The 21,132-nt window shown below is 37.7% G+C and carries 15 protein-coding genes; all 15 read left to right on the top strand.

Features of this window, described 5'->3' with window-relative positions:
* Window positions 1–505 precede the first annotated feature (505 nt).
* Window positions 506–2,479: a hypothetical protein gene (locus tag HB631_RS10840; protein ID WP_213991157.1), complete on the top strand. Its 1,974-nt coding sequence runs from the start codon at window positions 506–508 to the stop codon at window positions 2,477–2,479.
* 160 nt (window positions 2,480–2,639) lie between these two features.
* On the top strand, window positions 2,640–3,539 hold the full coding sequence (locus tag HB631_RS10835) for a glycosyl transferase (protein WP_213991156.1): 900 nt from the start codon (window positions 2,640–2,642) through the stop codon (window positions 3,537–3,539).
* Between the two features lie 14 nt (window positions 3,540–3,553).
* Entirely contained in the window at window positions 3,554–4,687 is a 1,134-nt protein-coding gene (locus HB631_RS10830) for a glycosyltransferase family 4 protein (protein WP_213991155.1), read from the top strand.
* Window positions 4,680–5,981 (top strand): hypothetical protein, encoded by a 1,302-nt coding sequence (locus HB631_RS10825; protein ID WP_213991154.1) that lies wholly within the window; start codon window positions 4,680–4,682, stop codon window positions 5,979–5,981. The genes HB631_RS10830 and HB631_RS10825 overlap by 8 nt, the downstream gene beginning before the upstream one ends.
* A gap of 822 nt (window positions 5,982–6,803) precedes the next feature.
* Window positions 6,804–7,328 carry a serine acetyltransferase gene (locus tag HB631_RS10820; protein ID WP_213991153.1) on the top strand — a complete coding sequence of 175 codons (525 nt, stop codon included), beginning with the start codon at window positions 6,804–6,806 and terminating at the stop codon, window positions 7,326–7,328.
* A gap of 276 nt (window positions 7,329–7,604) precedes the next feature.
* Entirely contained in the window at window positions 7,605–9,026 is a 1,422-nt protein-coding gene (locus HB631_RS10815; RefSeq protein WP_213991152.1) for a mannose-1-phosphate guanylyltransferase/mannose-6-phosphate isomerase, read from the top strand.
* Window positions 9,027–9,045: 19 nt separating this feature from the next.
* The gene (gene cpsG, locus HB631_RS10810; RefSeq protein WP_213991151.1) at window positions 9,046–10,419 is read left to right on the top strand and encodes a phosphomannomutase CpsG; all 1,374 of its coding nucleotides are present in this window, start codon (window positions 9,046–9,048) and stop codon (window positions 10,417–10,419) included.
* A 210-nt stretch (window positions 10,420–10,629) separates the two neighbouring features.
* Window positions 10,630–11,691 (top strand): dTDP-glucose 4,6-dehydratase, encoded by a 1,062-nt coding sequence (gene rfbB, locus HB631_RS10805; RefSeq protein WP_213991150.1) that lies wholly within the window; start codon window positions 10,630–10,632, stop codon window positions 11,689–11,691.
* Between the two features lie 23 nt (window positions 11,692–11,714).
* Window positions 11,715–12,587 (top strand): glucose-1-phosphate thymidylyltransferase RfbA, encoded by an 873-nt coding sequence (gene rfbA / locus HB631_RS10800; RefSeq protein WP_213991149.1) that lies wholly within the window; start codon window positions 11,715–11,717, stop codon window positions 12,585–12,587.
* The gene (gene rfbC / locus HB631_RS10795; protein WP_213991148.1) at window positions 12,587–13,117 is read left to right on the top strand and encodes a dTDP-4-dehydrorhamnose 3,5-epimerase; all 531 of its coding nucleotides are present in this window, start codon (window positions 12,587–12,589) and stop codon (window positions 13,115–13,117) included. The genes rfbA and rfbC overlap by 1 nt, the downstream gene beginning before the upstream one ends.
* A gap of 2 nt (window positions 13,118–13,119) precedes the next feature.
* Window positions 13,120–13,977, top strand: a complete 858-nt coding sequence (gene rfbD / locus HB631_RS10790; RefSeq protein ID WP_213991147.1) for a dTDP-4-dehydrorhamnose reductase — start codon at window positions 13,120–13,122, stop codon at window positions 13,975–13,977.
* Window positions 13,978–14,673: 696 nt separating this feature from the next.
* Window positions 14,674–16,107, top strand: coding sequence for an undecaprenyl-phosphate galactose phosphotransferase WbaP (wbaP, locus tag HB631_RS10785; protein ID WP_213991219.1), 1,434 nt, complete (start codon window positions 14,674–14,676; stop codon window positions 16,105–16,107).
* 850 nt (window positions 16,108–16,957) lie between these two features.
* Window positions 16,958–18,943 (top strand): acyltransferase family protein, encoded by a 1,986-nt coding sequence (locus HB631_RS10780; protein ID WP_213991146.1) that lies wholly within the window; start codon window positions 16,958–16,960, stop codon window positions 18,941–18,943.
* Between the two features lie 158 nt (window positions 18,944–19,101).
* Window positions 19,102–19,992 (top strand): sugar phosphate nucleotidyltransferase, encoded by an 891-nt coding sequence (locus HB631_RS10775; protein WP_213991145.1) that lies wholly within the window; start codon window positions 19,102–19,104, stop codon window positions 19,990–19,992.
* Between the two features lie 51 nt (window positions 19,993–20,043).
* The gene (galE, locus tag HB631_RS10770; RefSeq protein ID WP_213991144.1) at window positions 20,044–21,060 is read left to right on the top strand and encodes a UDP-glucose 4-epimerase GalE; all 1,017 of its coding nucleotides are present in this window, start codon (window positions 20,044–20,046) and stop codon (window positions 21,058–21,060) included.
* Window positions 21,061–21,132 lie beyond the last annotated feature (72 nt).

The following is a 21,132-nucleotide window of genomic DNA, read 5'->3' as shown; positions in this document are numbered from 1 at the left end:
AATCAAAAATCAAAAATCAAAAATTAATAAAGTTTTTTAAATATGGATATATATTTATCTCCTTGATCTTGGCTAAATACTCGTGGATAAAGATTTTTTTTAATTATAATACAAGATTAGTAAAAAAAATTAACTTGATCTGGAAAATAAGCCTTTCCAAATTGATGCCATTGCTAAATATGCATTGGGGATGTTTGGATTTAGGCGGCAATCATCCATTTAATGAAAATTATTTTAACGATATATGGTTAACTTTGATTATCATCTAATGGCAAAATCAGTTTGACTAATTTATGACAAGTAAGTGCACGCAACAGTATCGATTATGTTCCCAATGTACGTACTGATGATTGGAATGCAAATAAATGTTCTTTGGTATTAAATTGTATTTTTAAGACCATAGTTGGATTTCTCTGGGGTATTTTTAAAGCGCCTTGAATTATTGATGTGGTAATCATTAGCATTAATAACCTTAAAATCCTTTCACATTATTGATGAGAATACCATGAAGAATATCCGAATTTTTTTTCGCGCTATTAAAAAACCTGTTACGGATTATTCAAAACGTAATCTATTATTTCGATTTGCTTTTTATCTTCCTGCCGCACTAATCATATCAAAGGTGAACTATAGCAAGGCATCAGACGATAATAAAAGTGTTTTGTCCAAGACAGCAAAAGAAGTGAATACTAATACTGATATTTGGCAAGAACCTAACTCTATGAATAACCTACCTCTGCTTCTAAGACAAAGGGATGGATTGAAATTATTAGGGCGATGTTCGAATATAGATCAACTGAGATTGACTGAACCAAGTATTTTGGGGCAAAAAATAGATGTTGTAAGTTATCATCCGGGATGGTCACAAATCGACAATGGAGCCATTGGGGGCGGAGAATTTTGGTATGATGCCGCTGATGTTAAATCAATAGATAATGGCGGGAGTGTGATAGTAACTGAAAAAGGTAGACGCTGGAAACGTATTACAGATCAATTGCTGCCTGAACATTTTGGGTGTGTGCCAGGTGCAAAGAATGATGTCACTGTTAGAATGCAAAACTATGTTAATGAATCTAAAAATAAAACTGTGATTTTTTCAAATGGTCCATGGTTAATCAGTTCAACACTAGATTTATCACATGTTTCTAAAGTTGTATGTAGTAGTTCAGCTATATTTATTGTTGATTCAACACATTTTAATGGTGAGTGGGCCATAACAATGGGGCTACCGGGGAAATGGAATAAAAACAGGGCCGATGGCCTTACGCTTGATGGAATACTTACTATTCATTCTCTAAATCGTGAATCATCATTGAATGGTATATATATAAAAGGCAGTTGGCTAAATATAGGGCATTTGCGTACTGTTAATTTCAATGGTATAGGCATATATCAAGATTCAGTGTGGGACTCTACAGTTCAAAGACTTTCTGCAGAGCTTTGCGGCAATATTACATCTCCGCAAATAAAACTAGGAAGCGAAGGGGATACGCATAATGCAACACATATTATCAGCATACAAAGTGAACAAGCATACCATTATGCACTTTATATCAATGTTGTACGCGATGTAATTGATAATATTCATGCTGAAAGAACTTACATTCTAAGTACAAACGATGGTTCTGAATTACCATCGGGCAGGAAATATAAAAATATCTACATTGTATTAGGTAATTCAATAATAAATCATTCTATTTTTGATGCTTCTCCTCTGAAAAAGACCCCTGATAATATAAATGTCGTGACTGACGAATTGTCTGTTCATATTAATGCTGACTATAGTTCTATTAATACGTTAAATTCTTCAAATGGAATATTGTCGACAACTTTTGGCACCTTGTCAGAATTTAATGTGTTTAGATGTAGAGAGTGGTACTTTAGTGAACCTGCGACAAAAAACACTATATGTAACGCCAAAATAAATAGATTGTTAGCTGCCTCAGATCATATTTTCGAAAATTGTGAAATCTCAGAAATGCTGGATTTTCATTATAACGCAAAAAATATTAACTTCAATTTTGTGGACATTAATACTATAAATTTAACTGCAAAATATCGTGGGGACCATGTATTTAATAACTGTAACATTAATAAAATTCTTAATTTATCAGCTCCTCAAGACAGTTACTTTGCAATCACTTTTTGTAATTGTAAAATAAATTCTATTCAGTGTGGAAAAAAATCAAGAGCCATTTTTAATGGTGGATATATTGAAAGTGTTAATTTAGACGACAGTGCGGCAATTGAATTTTTAAACTTGAGTTGTAACCAATTCAATTATAATGGTATAAGCGAATTTACAACTAGTAACTTGAATGTGCAAAATGTTATTAAATGGGATGTTCCACATGAATTTAGCTATCCACTTGGCAAGGTCACTAGTAAAATAGGAAATTTGGAGCAGGGTGGAGGTGTTTCATACGTGAAAATTGATAATAAAAATAAATGGAAGGCGATATCTTATGTTTCTCATTAATTTTTATTATTTTAAATTAAATCAATCACATGTTATTAATGATTATGAATGTACACATATGCTATAGCTAATTGGATTTCAGCATGAATGTCGCTAAGTTTCAGTGGTTATTATTAGTTATTTTATTGAAATAATAGGTTCTCATCTATAGGTCAAATTTATGAATTCATTAAGCACCCATGTTATCTATATTTTAGTGGTTTTATATAACAAAGAGCCAAAGGATTCAACGACACTGATATCTCTCTTAGATTATAAGTTTAATAATTGTTCATTGATTATTCTTAATAACGGACCAAAAAATATTGATAATGATAATGCGGTAATACTGAATTTAAAAGATATTTTTAATTATGTAGAGCTAGAGAATCATATCGAAAATGTGCCTTTAAGTATTGCATATAATGCATTTATTACTGCTCATAATGATGGTGATAGATATATATTATTAGATGATGATACTACATTAACTGAATCTTTCGTTGAACAGATCAATCAGCAAAAAACATTTTATGATTTAGAATTGCCAAAAATCACTTCTTTGATAAATGACATAATATATTACCCGTTAGTGGATGATAAACCCGTTATAAAAGATTGCATCATTTGCTCTAAATCTATTACATCAATAGGCTCAGGTCTAATAATTTCAAAAAATTTAGTCGAAAAATTTAGAAAACATAATCTAAATTTATTTGATACCCACTTTGCCTTATACGGAGTTGATTTTAGCTTCTTTAGACGTATGCGAAATGTGACACAAATGAATGAAAGATTTATGATTTCATCATCATCAACTCTCTACCACTCTTTGTCAAGAATTGAAGGCGACTCAAGTTTAGCCCGATCAAGGGAAAGATTATATGATCTAGTATTAACTGTAAAACATTATCCATCGAAAGATAATGTAAAATCTTTAATTAAAATATTTTTTAAATTTCTGTTTTTTTTGGATTTTTTTTCAATTCTTTTAATATGTAAAACCTACTTTATCGGTTATCACCCAAGATGTAGATTATATTTAAAGAAAATTAATGACATTAATGAAATTAATGTGTAAATAATAGATATGATATGTTTAATATGAATTTTCAAGGCCAAGCGCAAATGACAAAAAAATGGGTCACATTATTTGAGCGTTATGAAGAGTTCCATCTACAAAAGGACGTTGGACAGATACCTTATAATGCTCACAAAGTTCTAGGTTATGAAGTTGAACTTTGGCGCAAAGGTAAGATTGATAAAATAGATAAAGTTAGCAACTTTAATCTCGTCGATATCAAAGCCAATATTAAATTTTTTAATATATATTTTTCAATATTATTATACATTATCAAACATGCAAAGGAAATTGATGTTTTATCACTCTTCCATTTTAGAAAATATACTTTGATATATGCATTTTTTTTTAAATTATTTAATAGAAAAAGCATTGTATTAATCAAATGCGATTCCAGTGACAAGATTAAACCTTTTAATGATACCAATTTACTTAAAAAGGCAATTAATATTTTTTTGGCTAAAAAAGTTGATTATGCATTAGTTGAGCACAAATTTGTCTATGATTTTTTTGTTCGTAACAATATTAAGGCGATTTATATGCCTAATGGAATAAGTAGTGACCTCAAAGCAGCGTTTAGTGAATTTAGTACAAAAAAAGATACCAAGTTGGCAACGTTAATTTTTATTGGTAGATGTGGAGATCCTAGAAAAAATGCTGAGCTTGCCATTAAAGCATTAAGTGAATTACCTGAAAATTTAGGGTGGCGAGCTTTTTTCGTAGGCGGTGAAACTGATGAGTTCAAATTATATTATTCCGGTATTCTTAAGAGCAAACCTTATTTGGCTGCAAAAATCTTTTTTAAAGGATACATTACAGATATCAGAGTGATTGCTGAGTTATATGGCCATTCGCATATTTTTTTGATGACCTCATTGCAAGAAGGCTATCCGATATCGTTGGTCGAGGCATGCTGGAAAGGATGTATGCCGATTTTATCTCCAAAGTCTGGCGGCGATGATCTCGTTGGTAATTCAGCGGGTTTTATTTTTATGGACGAAACCCAGCTTGTATCGATATTATATTCATCGATAAGTAACATCCAAAATACGATTAATGCGGGAATTATTTGCAAAAATTATGTGATGCAAAATAATGACTGGGAAAAAAATCTTAAGAACCTTGCTGATATAATTAACCATGAATAAGTCTATATTAGGTACGGCATCCTTGTATGCAGGTGGATCTCTTGTAACTCAGGCCATAGGTTTTTTTTCGCAAATAATCCTCATGAGAAATCTTACCTTATCTGATTATGGATACTATGGTCTTTCATTTGAGGTTTTAATTTTATTACAAATGGTTGTTGGAGGAGCATTTAGAAATTTTTATCTGCAGTCCTTTAGGAATGATAAGGCTGACTTAAATAGTTTGACTATATATCAATTTTTCAATGGTAGCTTATATATTGCAGTATTTAGTGTTTTTCTCTATTTTTTATATGGAGTTAATTGGCTGATAAGTTTGAGCTTAACCGTTTCTTTTGTATTAACTTCCTTTGCACTTCCACTTCAAACTAAAATGTTAGCCGAAAATAGAAGAACAATACTTATTATAAAAGATATTGTGACAGCGTTATTAGCTCTTCTTACCATTTGGCTGAGCCTAAAAATATTCCGTCTCCCAGTAGAAAAGGTTGTAATGGTGCAGCTTTTACCTGCCGTCATTGTTGCATTTACTTATATGTTGTTATATCAAAAAGATCTTTTTGTTTGGTTAAAGATTAATAAGATTTTATTGTATGCAAAGCTTCGTTATGAAAAAGTTTTAATATCTTTCATTTTTGTTTTTTTGGTTAATTCTTTGCATAATAAGCTAGGGGTATTATATATCAAGCATTTTTCAAATTTGTCAGTCCTAGCACTTTATCTCGCTGCGTTTAAGTTTATAAATCCCACTCTCTTTATTCAAACTTCATTAGTTTCAGCATACATGCCAAAATTCGTTAGCGATGTGAATTTTAAATTTGATAAAAAAATATTTTTTACTTTTTTTATACCTGGTTTCGCAATTGTAGTTTTTCTATACTTACTTTTCCCTTACTTAATTTCTTTGCTAGGCTTAAGCCATTACCAGAATGTTTATCCGCTTATTAAAGTCGGATCATGGTTTATTCTAATAGTCTTTATTTATGGTCCGTTGTCTAATTATATAGCAGTGATAGGTGGGCAGCACTTCATATTGTTAGCCAACATTTTTGCCTTTTTGTTTTACATGATTTCCGCATGCATTTTTGGTTTTTTCTTTGAGAATCAAAGAATGGCATTAAGTATAACCTTTTGTTTTGTTATTGCTGAATGCATTATTTGTATTTTGTATTTCTTTTATTTGATTAAAAAGAAAATAGAAATATCGTTCTATTTCTTTTTCTCTTCATTGATTGTTATGATTTTGTGCTCGTTGACTTATTTGCAAATTATCTCACTTACAACTTTTAAATAAATATAATATTGAGGGAACAATCATTTTTTGATAATTTTTCATTAACAACATCCCCTGTAATTTAAGTGATGTTACAATTGTTAATTCCTCAAAAAAATTTATGAATTTTAGTGTAAAAATTTTTTTTGAGATCAAACTATTTTTGACATTTTTTGTTGCTTTCTTAGTTTAGATAAGTGTGAGTAAGGATATACTATATGATCATCGTAGGAGAATTAGCTAAGATTATTTTTAATATTCTTGGATGATCACGTTTAAATAGTTAACTTTATGCTTGATTGCATTGATTTTCCATAATGAGCGCAGTCATTAAACCATCAAACTAATATCTTCAGGATTTTTTTATGATTAAATGAAAAGGTCTAATATAGTATATTTTGAGGATTATATGAGTCTAAAAATGTAATTTAGCGTTTTATCAATTATTTTTTGCTTAATAATCAAAAAATTACATTAATTTTAGATTTATGAAAAATTGGGCTGTTGATAAAGATAAATGGAGAGTTATCTAGTTAACACGAATTTTTCAAATCTTAGACTTGCGCTTTTATTAATATTATTATTTTCTAATTGAGTCCAATAACATTATGGAAAAAAATTTATGAGAAATTTTAGCTGTTTGTTTTACTGATCAAAGATTACATCCAGAAGTTTTCTTAAAATCTAGTAAGTTTATGTTATGACCTTTAAATATATTTTATTAAACTTACTTCAATTATTTTCTGATCAAATTATTTGTCTTTGACGCTTAAATTGCTTTGTATGACTTTTTTTGATCTTTATTCTAATGCGTCGATATTCTTAATATGCTGGAAATATGTAATGGAAACTTTTAAAGAAACATTTTCAACTATTTTCTACGAAATAAAAGTAAATGATTCGAAGCATATTATAATGCTTTTAATATTGTTCAGAATCACCCATTTTTTACGCTCAAAAATAAAAAAGAGTATCTTTTATTCTTTTCTATTGCCGTTATATATATTGTTTTTTTTGTTTTTCAGATTTTTTTCGGTGTGTATTTGTTCTTGCGATTTGTATCCTAAAACAAGAATTGGCAAAGGGCTTTTAATTTATCATGGTTTTGGTCTTGTTGTTCATCCTGAGGTTGTGATAGGAGAGAATTGTATTTTACGACAAGGGGTTACTATTGGAAATAAAATTGGGCAAAAGAATATATTGAGTGGTTCACCAAAAATAGGTAATAATGTGCAGTTTGGTGCAAATTCTTGCGTCATTGGTGATATTATAATAGGTGATAATTGTATAGTGGGTGCAGGAGCTATCGTTACAAAAAATCTTAAAGAAAATAGCGTCATAGTTCCTGCAAAAATGATTAATTTATAGAGTATTTTAATTTTTTTATTTTACCTCCTCGCATTTTAAATGTTTTAGTCTGTTTTAGTTATTAGTATTAAAGTAATACTTTTCAAAAAAATTGGATTAGATTTTTTCTAAGACTATATATTTCGTTTTTATTTTGTATTTTATGCTTAGAGCTGACAAAGCTAAAATTCATTATGAGAGATTAACAATTTGGTCTTATGGTCTTTTTTTTATTATGTTTCATATCAACAAACTTGTTAATTTGCGTTTTTTCTACTGACTACTAAGGGAAACAAAATGCTCCTTCCTGTAATCATGGCCGGCGGTACCGGTAGTCGTTTATGGCCGATGTCCCGGGAACTCTATCCAAAACAATTCTTGCGACTCCATGGCGAGCTTTCAATGTTACAAGAGACTGTATCTCGTTTAAATGGACTTAATATTCTAGAACCACTAGTTATTTGCAATGAAGAGCATCGTTTTCTTGTAGCGGAGCAACTACGTCAAATTAAACAGCTTTCACATAATATAATTCTTGAGCCTTTTGGCCGTAATACTGCTCCGGCTATAGCCCTTGCCGCATTAAACGCTACTGCTAATGGGGATGACCCAATATTATTAGTTCTGGCGGCTGATCACGTTTTAGATGAGACTACTGCATTCCATCAGGCCATTCACCATGCCCTGCCTTATGCTACCTTGGGTAAGCTGGTGACATTCGGTATAGTGCCGACCGGTCCGGAAACCGGGTACGGCTACATTCAACATGGTGAGACGTTAGATACCAGTGGTAACGGTGTGTATAAGGTATATCGTTTCGTAGAGAAACCCGATACTGCCACGGCAATGAGCTATATCACCAGCGGAGATTATTTCTGGAATAGCGGCATGTTTATGTTCCGGGCGACTGTATATCTGAGCGAACTGGGTAAGTTCCGGCCAGATATTCTGGCCGCTTGTGAAAAAGCCATTGAAACGCCGGAGCCCGATGTAGCGCAGGATTTCATCCGCGTGAAAAAAGCCGCTTTCCTCGCCTGTCCTGACGAGTCGGTTGATTATGCCGTAATGGAAAAAACTGACGAAGCCGTTGTGGTTCCCTTGGATGCTGGATGGAACGATGTAGGCTCCTGGTCGGCGTTATGGGAAGTAAATGAGAAAGACGAAAATCACAATGCGCTGACCGGAGATATCTTCCTGCATAATGCCTCCAATTGTTATATCAATACAGATGAAAAACTAGTGGCCGCAATAGGCGTCGATAATTTAGTGATTGTGAATACTAAGGATGCTGTGCTGGTGATCGACAAATCCCAGGTACAAGACGTTAAAAAGGTTGTCGATTATCTTAAGAAAAATAACCGCAGCGAGTTTCGTCGCCACAGGGAATCGTACCGCCCTTGGGGACGCTGTGATGTCATTGTTAACGAGGCTCGATTTAACGTCAACTGTATTACGGTTAAACCTGGCGGTATGTTTTCTTTACAAATGCATCATCACCGTGCCGAGCATTGGGTGGTGCTGTCCGGCACAGGTAAGGTAACTCTTGAAGATAAGTCCTATCTTATAACGGAAAATCAGTCCACGTTTATTCCTATCGGTTCAGTGCATATGCTTGAGAACCCCGGCAATATTCCTCTTGTGTTGCTAGAAATTCAGTCGGGTTCCTACCTCGGCGAAGACGATATTATACGAATAAAAGATCATTACGGCCTTTTTTAAAATACAAGGAAATTAGACCATGGCTGCGCTTTCTTGCTTTAAAGCCTACGATATCCGTGGGAAACTGGGTGAAGAACTCAATGAAGATATTGCCTATCGCATCGGCCGAGCTTACGGTGAACTCCTTAAGCCTAAAACCATGGTGGTAGGTGGTGATGTCCGTCTCACAAGTGAGTCGTTAAAACTGGCGTTGGCTGACGGTTTGCGTGATGCCGGTACTGATGTGCTGGATATAGGTGTGAGCGGAACCGAAGAAATTTATTTTGCAACCTTTTATCTCGGAGTCGATGGTGGAATTGAAGTGACTGCCAGCCATAACCCACTCAATTACAACGGCATGAAATTAGTCCGGGAGGGGGCAAGGCCCATCAGTGGAGACACTGGTTTGCGGGATATCCAACTTTTGGCGGAAGTAAATGTGTACCCTGAAATTGATCAGTGCAAGCGGGGCGGCTATAAAACTATTTCAGTTCTTGATGCCTATGTCGATCATCTGCTGGGTTATGTCAATATCAATAATTTTAGACGTCCCATGAAATTAGTGATTAATTCGGGTAACGGGGCGGCGGGACATGTGGTGGATGCCATAGAACAGCGATTCAAAATGGTCGGTGCCCCGGTGGAATTTATTAAGGTGCATCATCAGCAGGATGGTACTTTCCCCAACGGTATCCCTAATCCGCTATTGCCCGAATGTCGACAAGATACTACCGACGCGGTCATCAAGCACAATGCGGATATTGGTATAGCATTTGACGGCGATTTTGATCGTTGCTTTTTATTCGATGAAAAAGGCAATTTTATAGAAGGGTATTACATTGTCGGTTTATTGGCGCAATCCTTCCTGGAAAAGCATCCTGGCTCAAAAATCATTCATGATCCCCGTTTGAGCTGGAACACGGTGGATATCGTCACCGCTGCCGGGGGCACCCCGGTGATGTCCAAGACCGGACATGCCTTTATAAAAGAGCGCATGCGTAAAGAAGATGCCATTTATGGTGGTGAAATGAGCGCTCACCATTATTTCCGTGATTTTGCATATTGCGACAGCGGTATGATCCCATGGTTATTGGTAGCTGAATTGTTAACACTTAAATATGAAAAATTAGGGGAATTAGTAAATGATAGGATGGCGGCATATCCCGCTTCCGGAGAAATAAACAGCTCCTTGAGCGATCCCAAATCTGCCATTAATCGCGTACTGGAAAAGTATTCACCTGATGCCCTGGCGGTGGACCATACTGATGGGATTAGTCTGGAGTTTCCCGAGTGGCGTTTTAATCTCCGTAGCTCAAATACAGAACCGGTGGTACGTTTAAACGTAGAGAGTAAAAAAGATACTGCACTTATGCGTGAAAAAACGGCAGCGTTGCTTACATTACTAAGAAGTTAGCGGCAGATTTTTTTGAACGTATATCAGTGCAAGACCAGAATATAGCGCTTAACAACACATTACGATGTTTAATATTCACATATATTTTATTATTAATCGTCTGTTTAGTTTTATGTTTACCAGAGTTTTTATCACCAGTGCTAAATAAAAAGAAATATTAATATAAGCATTAAATGCAATTCCTAAAAATAATCAAGGGATCCATTTCAAATGAAAATATTAGTTACCGGCGGCGCCGGATTTATTGGGTCGGCAGTAGTGCGACATATAATTATGGACACCAAAGATGATGTACTGGTGTTGGATTGCCTTACATATGCCGGCAATTTGGAATCGCTTGCCGATGTCAGATATGATGCCCGCTATAGATTTGAACTTGCCAACATCTGCAATTGCGCCGACTTGGATCGAGCTTTCGCACAGCACAAACCTGATGCTGTAATGCATCTGGCCGCGGAAAGCCACGTAGACCGTTCTATAGACGGCCCATCGGCATTCATGGAAACGAATATTATGGGTACCTATACCCTGCTGGAGGCTGCCCGTAAGTATTGGCTTGGCTTGGACGCCGCACGAAAAACCGCGTTTCGTTTTCATCATATCTCCACTGATGAAGTTTACGGCGACTTGCAAAATACCGATGATTTATTTACAGAAACCACTCCCTATGCCCCTAGCAGCCCATATTCAGCGTCAAAGGCATCCAGTGATCATCTGGTGCGCGCATGGCATCGCACCTATGGCCTGCCGACCCTGGTGACCAACTGCTCCAATAACTATGGCCCTTATCACTTTCCAGAAAAGCTCATTCCTCTCACCATTATTAATGCTATTGCTGGCAAGCCGTTGCCGGTATATGGCAACGGTGCGCAAATCCGTGATTGGTTATATGTGGAAGATCACGCTCGCGCGCTCTATCAGGTTGTCACTACCGGTGTAGTGGGTGAAACCTATAATATTGGCGGCCATAACGAGCGCAAGAATATTGATGTGGTGCGGGCAATCTGTGGCCTGCTTGATGAGTTGGTACCATCTAAGCCTAGTGGTATCAACCATTACGCAGACCTTATCACTTATGTAACCGATCGTCCCGGCCATGATCTGCGTTACGCCATTGATGGTGCCAAGATGAAGCGAGAACTTGGCTGGCAGCCTCTTGAAACATTTGAGAGCGGGCTGCGTAAAACTGTTGAATGGTATTTAAATAACCAGACTTGGTGGCAACGCGTTCAGGACGGCTCTTATTCCGGTGAGCGTCTCGGCTTAAATTAATACATAAGGGAAAGGTGATTTTTATGAAAGGTATAGTATTGGCCGGCGGTACGGGCACGCGTTTATATCCTATCACCCGTGGAGTTTCTAAACAATTATTGCCCCTATACGACAAGCCGATGATTTATTATCCTATCTCGGTATTAATGCTTTCTGGTATCCGAGATATATTAATCATTTCAACTCCTGAGGATATGCCATCTTTTCAACGCCTTCTTGGTGACGGTAGTCGTTTTGGCGTTAATTTTACCTATGCTATCCAGCCAAGTCCTGATGGGTTGGCTCAAGCTTTCCTGATCGGTGAGAAGTTTATTAATGGCGATCGCTGCGCATTAGTTTTGGGTGATAATGTCTATTTTGGCCAAAGCTTCGGTGCAAAATTAGAAAATGTGGCAGCCCGTACCATTGGCGCCACAGTTTTTGGTTATCATGTTGTTGATCCCCAGCGTTTTGGTGTAGTGGAATTTGACGATCAATTCCGCGTATTGTCACTTGAAGAAAAACCCCTAAGGCCAAAATCCGAATGGGCGGTTACCGGGCTTTATTTTTATGATGGGCAGGTTGTTGAACTGGCTAAGAAGGTAAGACCTTCCTCACGAGGCGAATTAGAAATTACCACGCTTAATGAAATGTATTTAAAACAAAATCAGTTGAGCGTTGAGCTACTCGGTCGTGGTTTTGCCTGGCTAGATACGGGTACACATGAAAGTCTGATTGAAGCCTCGGTGTTTATCCATACTATCGAGAAGCGTCAGGGTTTCAAAGTGGCTTGTCTGGAAGAAATTGCCTTTAAAAGAGGTTGGCTGGACAAAGAACAAGTTCTGGAAGAAGCGCAGCTAATGATTAAGACCGAATACGGCCAATATTTGATTCAAATTGCTGGGGAAAAATTTTAATGAAAGTACATGATACAAAAATTGATGATGTGAAAATCATCGAGCCAAAAATTTTTGGCGATGCGCGGGGATTTTTTTTGGAGACATTTGAAAAACAGCGCTACCGGTCGCTGTTAGGTGTAGATCTGGATTTTGTTCAGGATAACCATTCAAGATCCTCAAAAAATGTACTGCGCGGTTTGCATTTCCAAAAGATCAATCCGCAAGGCAAGCTTGTCAGGGTTGTGCGCGGTGAAGTTTTTGATGTGGCGGTAGATATTCGCCGAGATTCTCCGACTTATGGACAATGGGAGGGAGTAATTCTTTCAGAAGAAAATAAGAAGCAATTCTGGATACCCCCTGGATTGGCGCATGGCTTTGTTGTGCTAACAGACGTAGCGGATTTTGAATATAAATGTACTGATTATTATAACCCACAGCATGAAGGATGTTTATTATGGAATGATCCAGCAGTGGGAATCAATTGGCCGGTCACAGACCCCCTTTTGTCTGAAAAAGATAAATTTGGCAAATATTTGAAGGATCTGTGAATATGAGAGTATTACTTACCGGTGCTAATGGCCAGCTTGGCCGTTGTTTTCAGGATCGCGTACCTACAGACTGGCAAATAGTGGCCACAGATAGCGATTCACTTGATATTACCGACTTCCAACAGGTCAAAGAGACTGTAGATCGATTTCATCCTGATTTGATTGTCAATGCGGCGGCCTATACCGCCGTGGACAAAGCTGAGGTTGAAACCGAGCTTGCCCGGCTTATCAACGTTGTGGGTCCGGAAAATCTTGCTAAAGCCGCCAAGCGCATTAATGCCGGTTTTGTGCATGTATCAACAGATTATGTCTTTGACGGCTCATCTTCGTTACCTTATAAAGAAACCGATGCAACACATCCAATTAGCGTGTACGGAGCGACTAAGCTCGAAGGTGAAATGGCTCTGCAACGAGTTTATCCTCAAGCTATAATTATCCGTACTGCTTGGGTCTTTAGTGAATATGGTAATAACTTTGTCAAAACTATACTGCGTCTAGCCCGTGAGCAGGAAAGTCTGAATATTGTTGATGATCAGAGAGGCTGCCCCACTTATGCCGGAGATATCGCCCAGGCGATAATCCAACTCTACTGCAAGAATGCTAGTGGCATCTATCATTTCTGTGGGGACCGTGAAGTTTCATGGAAAGAGTTCACAGATGAAATTATAGCTACTGCCGATACATTGAAATTAATTAGCCATAGACCGATAATTAAAGGTATAAGTACTGCAGATTATCCTACGGCTGCGCAGCGTCCATCGTATTCAACCCTATGTTGCGAAAAGATTAATAGTTACGGCATCAATACATCGGATTGGGCTTCAGCATTAAATTCTTGCATACTGAAGTTGGGCAAGTAAGCGAGTCTTTAAGACATCTTTTGAGACTTGAAATTTATTAACTTTTATTCTTGATAAATAACCTCTGTATTTTTTTAGCTAATGTCAAAGTCCATATACTTACACAAAGTTATTCCATTTAAAGTTTTTTAATAAAACAACCTTGACCTTATTTAACTGATAATTTAGATATTTATGCACCGGATTGGATTGATCGGAAATTGGCATGTTATTGTCTTAAACTGCGTGCGCTTATTAGGTAAGGGCGGCGCGTTAGAGAACAGGTATCGAGAGATTTTTCGTTGAAACAGAAAACAAAAGATATATGTTTACTATCAAGAAGTTAACAATGAGAATATATTTTAAGAAGCTAGTGTTATCATCCATTTAATATACCAACCTACATTAATATGTCGGGTATCTGTCAAGTACATCAATTTCGATTATGAACTAATAAATTTTATTTCGAAATGCGAAATGTCATGAACATGATTAGGATAAAGTACCTTTATGTGAAAAAATTTCTTTCGGAAATTGGATTTTTTACCTGTCTGACTTTATAATTTTTCAAAAAAATTTCTACACTTTAAATAATGTGATTGCAAGATAAATATAAGCTATGGCCACGGCAAAAAGATTCATTTCATGGTATCTAAAAATATGGTGGTTCTCAATATGACTGTGCGCCCAAATTTTTTTTATGAAAAAGAGCATCATATGAGTAAAAATAATAGTTCTGTTCATTCAGTTATAGGAAAAATATCTTTGGCATTTTCAGATTTGTTCTTCCTTATTATTTCTTTAGTTTTAGCTTTAACTATATTAGATCTAACGACAGATGACCTTTATGCCTTTGTGCCAAGGGATGAAATGCATGCTAGATATTATTCCCATATTATACTTTCGGTCGTCTGCGTCTCATGGTTTTGGACTCGACTACGGCATTATACATATAGGAAGCCTTTTTGGTTTGAGCTAAAAGAAGTATTGAGAACGATTATTATATTTTCGGTTATAGATCTCGCTATAGTTGCTTTTTCTAAATGGGAATTGTCCAGATATGTCTGGTTTTTGACCTGGGTTTTCGCGAGTCTGCTTGTTCCTATTGGCCGAGCCATCGTAAAGCGTACCTTGAACTGGGCCGGTATTTGGAAAAAGCAAACTATTATTATAGGTTCCGGTAAAAATGCCTGCGACGCTTATTCTGCCTTGCAGAGTGAAGAGATATTGGGTTTTGATGTCATTGCATTCTACACTGTGGGAAATCACGATAAATCAACCTTATTCGACAAACAAATTCTTCAAGATGAATCAGAATTGTGGTCAATGGTTGATACGGATAATACTCAATTTATCGTTGCTGTTGAATTTGAACAGCACGCTGACAGGGATTATTGGTTAAAAAATCTGGCTAAGCATGATTGCCGCTCTGTATCTGTTATACCAACTCTCCGTGGTGTACCATTATACGGTACCGATATGTCGTTTATATTTAGTCATGAAGTCATGATATTAAGGGTCAGTAATAATCTTGCAAAACGTTCTTCGCGTTTTCTTAAGCGCGCTTTTGACATCTTTGGGTCTGCGATGATCATGTTATTCTTATCACCTGTAATAATATTTATACTTTACCAAGTCTCTCGAGACGGGGGCAGTCCTATTTATGGCCATGAAAGAGTGGGATTAAATGGGAAAAAATTTAGCTGTCTTAAATTTCGGTCAATGGTTTTAAATTCACAGGAAGTGCTCACCCATCTGTTGGAAAATGATGAAGAGGCTAGGAAAGAATGGGATAAAGATTTCAAACTTAAAAATGACCCCCGGATAACGAAAGTTGGGCAATTTATCAGAAAAACCAGCCTTGATGAATTGCCCCAATTGTGGAATGTTTTTAGAGGGGAAATGAGTTTGGTGGGCCCGAGACCTGTCATTGAAAAAGAACTTGAGCGTTATGCAGGTGATGCTGATTACTATCTCATGGCGAAGCCGGGTATGACGGGTTTGTGGCAGGTTAGTGGCCGTAATGATGTCGATTACGATGTTAGAGTTTATTTTGATGCGTGGTATGTTAAAAACTGGTCGCTTTGGAATGATATTGCCATTTTATTTAAAACGATAAATGTTGTATTGAGACGAGATGGCGCCTATTAAAATATCTGATTATTTTGAAAGCTAAAGGTCAAACTTTCAACCTACCTAGCTCCAATAATGAGCCGGAAATGCAATGCGTTTGAATGACGAGAGCAAAAAAATCCTGCACTCATGCATGAAAAAATAACAGCGTTGCTGGCGTTGTTAGGAAGATACCTCCAATGAACTTGAAGCCTTTCTGTAAGCCCGGGTGAAAAAAACACCCTGCTGAAATAATTGTAGGAGAATTGTCCGAAGGGCCTGATCATAATGAAAGCACCAGGGAGAGTCGTTGGGGCTGGGTCATGCAATTAAGTGTCAAACTGATGTTGGTGATCCGCTGTTCGTGGCAGTATTACTGGATATGCACTTTGATGACTCTATTTATAACAACCTTACATTTGTAGCATAGCATTCTGTTTTACCTAGAAGGGTTGCGCTAAATATTTTTTTAGTTCATATGGCGATTCCCGTCACCGGCGGGGCGGGGTACATTGGTTCGCATACGGTTTATTTCTATTGGAGCGCGGCGATGAATTAGAGGGGCTATTTGACTATTGACGTTTTGATCTAGCAGCTCAAACATCAGGCGATGATACGTTTGAATGTTGAGACAAAAAACAATACTGCACTTTTGAAAGAAAAAACGGCAGCATTACTATCGCTGTTAAGAAGCGAGTAATGAATATATGTTATTTTAATGTAACACTTCTAATTCTTTCCAATAAAGAATTTTCGATTATGTGTAATGGTTAGTTACTTTTACTTCTTTGAGATTTTATAGATAACTCACATCCCTATAACTTCTAACAGTTTACAGTAATGGCTTTCCAATTTTATTGTTGCAATAACAATATCGAAAGGAAAAGCTATGAATCCTGGAAATAATCTTTATAACAAGAAGTACCGGAAAGACATTGATGGACTGAGAGCTCTAGCGATTTTATCGGTTGTTTTATTTCATGCGGGAGTCCCTCTCGTTCCTGGCGGTTTTGTCGGTGTCGACGTTTTTTTTGTCATTTCAGGTTTTCTTATTGGGGGTATTCTTTATTCTGAAATGAAAGAAAACGTATTCTTTTTTCGTAAGTTTTATATGAGGAGAATAAGAAGGATCGCCCCCGCGTTGATTTTTATGTTAGTGATATGTGCAATTTTTTCATATTTTTATTTAGCACCTTTAGAGTTCAAGGATTTTTCATACTTTTCGATTTCCACCCTAATGTCGGTTTCAAATATCGCCTTTTGGCAAAGAATAGACTATTTTTCACCCGGGTCAAACCTTAATCCACTACTAATGACTTGGTCTTTGGGTATTGAAGAACAATTTTATATATTCTTTCCTATATTATTATTGTTGTTGCTTTTTAGAAAAACAACAAAAGCAATCATGTTAATATTCTGTATAACTTTACTATCATTTATTACCAGTGTGTTCTTGACGTTTAGTCACCCGATGTTGTCTTTTTATATTCTTCCAACCAGGGCCTGGGAATTAGGGTGTGGCGCTATTTTGGCAATGTTACTCAAAGAGGATAAAATAAGAATAACAAGTTTAAAAATAAGAGATATATTCTTTGTAAGTGGATTTATATTTTTGATAATATCATTTTTATTTTTGACTGAAAAAATTCCTTTTCCGGGTTTCATAGCACTGATGCCAGTGATAGGCAGCCTATTTATAATTATGGGAAACGGGAAGATAAGTGATTTTATTTTAGGAAATAAGATCATGGTTTTCTTTGGGGTAGTGTCCTATTCATGGTACTTATGGCATTGGCCTCTTCTTAGCTTTGCACGCTTAAGCTTAAATGGAACCCTCCCCGTTGTCTCGGCCTTAATCATCTGTTCGATTTCTTTATTCATTGCATATTTATCATATAAATATATTGAAACGCCTTTCAGAGTTAAGTTTAGATTTACAGATAAGCGAATTATTTATGGCTATTTAATAGTCTGTGTATTGCTGATTTTTCCTTTTTTGTGGATTTATTTTCAAAATGGAATACCTAGCAGGGTAAGCCAAAATGTCATTGCCGCTGAGAAAAATAGGTTATTTAGCATTCATGATGAATGTTTGGTCAGATATGGCCCGACAGATTTTTCCAGAAGCAATAGATGTATACCGGAAGTTGAGAATAAACCGGGTGTCGCATTAGTTGGAGATAGTCATGCCGCGGCGTTAAGGGGAGGCATTGACTTATATGCCAATAAGAAAAATTTCTTAGTTTATCAGTTAACAAAATCTTCATGTCCATTTTTGATCGGTACAACATTGACTTTGGAACAATACCCTGATCACGGTTCCGAATGTGCGGTTTATAATAAAAACGTATTAAATTATATTTTAGGTAACCCAAATATTACAGAAGTTGTAATGTCCAGCTATTGGGATTCTGGTGTTGGAAACAACGATAACAGCGAGGGTTATGTCCCGTTAAAAAATAATTTGACGCTTGGCAGCATTGACGCGTTGCGGCTTGGGCTTACTAATGCCATTGAAAGTTTACAAAAAGCAGATAAAAAAATAATAATCATAAAAGACGTACCCTTTATGAATTTCAACGTCGTTAATTCAGTTTATAATAAAGATATAAAATTGAGAAATTTTGTTCATACTTTGATAGTAAAAGATTCCGTTCAATTATCTGATGACTATACATCGAATATTATGGCTAAAAATCCTGAAATTGATAAATTTCTTGATTCGCTGGTTTCTTCGAATGTGCAAATTTATGATCCAAATGCTATTCTTTGTAAAAATGATGAGTGTAAGTTTTTGAATCATGGACAGGCTCTATACTACGACAGGCAGCACCTGAATTATCTGGGTAGTGCCATAGCATTAAAAGATATTTAAGGATCGTTAAAAAGGAGAATCCCGCGCTGATGTACAAAAAAACAGCAGCATTGCTGGCATTGTTAAGAAGTGAGTAATCATATCTCTTGTCCTGGTGCTATTATTGTAACTATGTTTATAAAGTTATGTCTTTTTTTTAACCACTTGGTGCTTATTGAATGAAAATTTTAAAAGCTGTTATACCCGTTGCAGGCCTGGGCATGCATCTTCTGCCAGCCACCAAAGCCATACCGAAAGAGATGCTGCCCATCGTCGATAAGCCGATGATCCAGTACCTGGTTGAAGAGTGCGCGGCCGCAGGCATTAAAGAGATTGTGCTGGTGACCCATGCATCAAAAAATGCCATTGAAAACCATTTTGATACCTCTTATGAACTGGAAGCCCTGCTGGAAGCCCGGGTGAAAAATACCCTGCTGAAGGAAGTGCAGGCGATTTGCCCCAAAGGCCTGACCATTATGAACGTGCGCCAAGGCGAGCCGCTGGGTCTGGGCCATGCCATTCTGTGTGCCAAGCCGATGTTGGGGGATTCGCCGTTCGTGGTGGTGTTACCGGATATCCTGCTGGATGATTCTACCTATAACAACCGCACGCAAAATCTGGCCGATATGGTCAAGCGGTTTCATGAAACCGGTCATAGCCAGGTGTTGGTACAGCCCATGCCCCGTGAACATTTGCCGGAATATTCAGTTATCAGCTGTGATGAAAAAATCACCAATCCGGGTGACAGCGCGCATATTCAATCTTTTATTGAAAAACCACAGGACCTGAGCACGATAGATTCCGATCTGGCGGCGGTGGGGCGTTATGTCCTGTCGGCGGATATCTGGCCATTACTGGAAAAAACCGAACCGGGCGCCTGGGGCCGTATTCAGTTAACCGATGCTATCGCCTCGCTGGTTAATCATCAGCCGGTGGATGCCCTGTATCTTACCGGTAAAAGTTTCAACTGCGGACGTAAGCTGGGTTATATGCAGGCTTTTGTGACCTATGGCCTGAGAAATGAAAAATTCGGCAAAGATTTCCGTGAGAAGATCAAAAGCCTTCTGTAGCATGGCTTTCTGTTGTAAAAAAAGCTGTGCTAAATAACTTCAGGAGTTCTTATGGCGATTCTCGTCACTGGTGGGGCCGGGTACATTGGTTCGCATACGGTTTTATCGCTGCTGGAGCGTGGCGATGAGGTGGTGGTGCTGGATAACCTTTGCAATGCGTCCGATGTCTCACTTGACCGGGTGTCTGAGTTAACGGACAAGGACATTATCTTTTATCAAGGTGATGTGCGAGATCCGGATTGTCTGCAGCGTATTTTTGACGATCATGATATTACGGCGGTGATTCATTTTGCCGGCCTGAAGGCGGTGGGGGAGTCCACCCATAAACCGCTGGAGTATTATCAGACCAACGTCAGCGGCACCCTGGTGCTGCTGGAAGAGATGCGCCGCGCAGGCGTGCATCGTTTTATCTTTAGTTCCTCAGCCACCGTGTATGGGGTCAATGCGGCGGTGCCTTATGTGGAAACCTCGCCCATTGGCGGCACTACCAGTCCTTACGGTACCTCCAAGGTGATGGTGGAACAGGTGCTGGCGGATTTTGCCAAGGCCGAACCGCAATTCTCTATTATTGCCCTGCGCTATTTCAATCCGGTGGGTGCCCATGAGTCCGGCCGTATCGGCGAAGACCCAAACGGCATTCCCAATAATCTGCTGCCGTTTATTGCCCAGGTGGCGGTAGGGCGCCGTGACCAGTTGCAGATTTTCGGTGGCGACTATCCCACCGAGGACGGCACCTGCCTGCGCGACTATATCCACGTTATGGATCTGGCTGACGGGCATCTTAAAGCCATGGATCATCTCGCCAACCTCAAAGGCTTTAAAGCCTATAATCTCGGCGGCGGGGTGGGTACGTCGGTGCTGCGGATGGTGAAGGCGTTTGAACAGGCCTCCGGCAAAACCATTCCTTATGTTATCGCGCCAAGGCGCGAGGGGGATCTGGCGGCGTTTTGGGCCGACCCCGCGTTGGCGAAAAAGGAACTGGGGTGGGCGGTGACCCGCGATCTGGACTGTATGATGCGGGATACCTGGAACTGGCAGAAGAATAATCCGAACGGTTATAAAGAGTGATTGTATAAAGTACTCTCGGCGTGAAGTAATAGTTTAAAAGACCAGATTAAAACCTGGTCTTTTTTTGTGGTA

The organism is Sodalis sp. dw_96 (assembly GCF_018449575.1).
Lineage (GTDB): Bacteria > Pseudomonadota > Gammaproteobacteria > Enterobacterales > Enterobacteriaceae > Acerihabitans.
This window is presented reverse-complemented; position numbering and strand designations above follow the sequence as displayed.

Excerpts from the sequence above, each read along its gene's own strand:
- rfbB (WP_213991150.1), top strand. The coding sequence starts at position 10,630 with ATGAAAATATTAGTTACCGGCGGCGCCGGATTTATTGGGTCGGCAGTA.
- galE (WP_213991144.1), top strand. The coding sequence starts at position 20,044 with ATGGCGATTCTCGTCACTGGTGGGGCCGGGTACATTGGTTCGCATACG.
- rfbC (WP_213991148.1), top strand. The coding sequence starts at position 12,587 with ATGAAAGTACATGATACAAAAATTGATGATGTGAAAATCATCGAGCCA.
- cpsG (WP_213991151.1), top strand. The coding sequence starts at position 9,046 with ATGGCTGCGCTTTCTTGCTTTAAAGCCTACGATATCCGTGGGAAACTG.
- HB631_RS10780 (WP_213991146.1), top strand. The coding sequence starts at position 16,958 with ATGAATCCTGGAAATAATCTTTATAACAAGAAGTACCGGAAAGACATT.
- HB631_RS10840 (WP_213991157.1), top strand. The coding sequence starts at position 506 with ATGAAGAATATCCGAATTTTTTTTCGCGCTATTAAAAAACCTGTTACG.
- HB631_RS10825 (WP_213991154.1), top strand. The coding sequence starts at position 4,680 with ATGAATAAGTCTATATTAGGTACGGCATCCTTGTATGCAGGTGGATCT.
- HB631_RS10835 (WP_213991156.1), top strand. The coding sequence starts at position 2,640 with ATGAATTCATTAAGCACCCATGTTATCTATATTTTAGTGGTTTTATAT.
- HB631_RS10830 (WP_213991155.1), top strand. The coding sequence starts at position 3,554 with ATGTTTAATATGAATTTTCAAGGCCAAGCGCAAATGACAAAAAAATGG.
- rfbD (WP_213991147.1), top strand. The coding sequence starts at position 13,120 with ATGAGAGTATTACTTACCGGTGCTAATGGCCAGCTTGGCCGTTGTTTT.
- HB631_RS10775 (WP_213991145.1), top strand. The coding sequence starts at position 19,102 with ATGAAAATTTTAAAAGCTGTTATACCCGTTGCAGGCCTGGGCATGCAT.
- HB631_RS10820 (WP_213991153.1), top strand. The coding sequence starts at position 6,804 with ATGGAAACTTTTAAAGAAACATTTTCAACTATTTTCTACGAAATAAAA.
- wbaP (WP_213991219.1), top strand. The coding sequence starts at position 14,674 with ATGAGTAAAAATAATAGTTCTGTTCATTCAGTTATAGGAAAAATATCT.
- rfbA (WP_213991149.1), top strand. The coding sequence starts at position 11,715 with ATGAAAGGTATAGTATTGGCCGGCGGTACGGGCACGCGTTTATATCCT.
- HB631_RS10815 (WP_213991152.1), top strand. The coding sequence starts at position 7,605 with ATGCTCCTTCCTGTAATCATGGCCGGCGGTACCGGTAGTCGTTTATGG.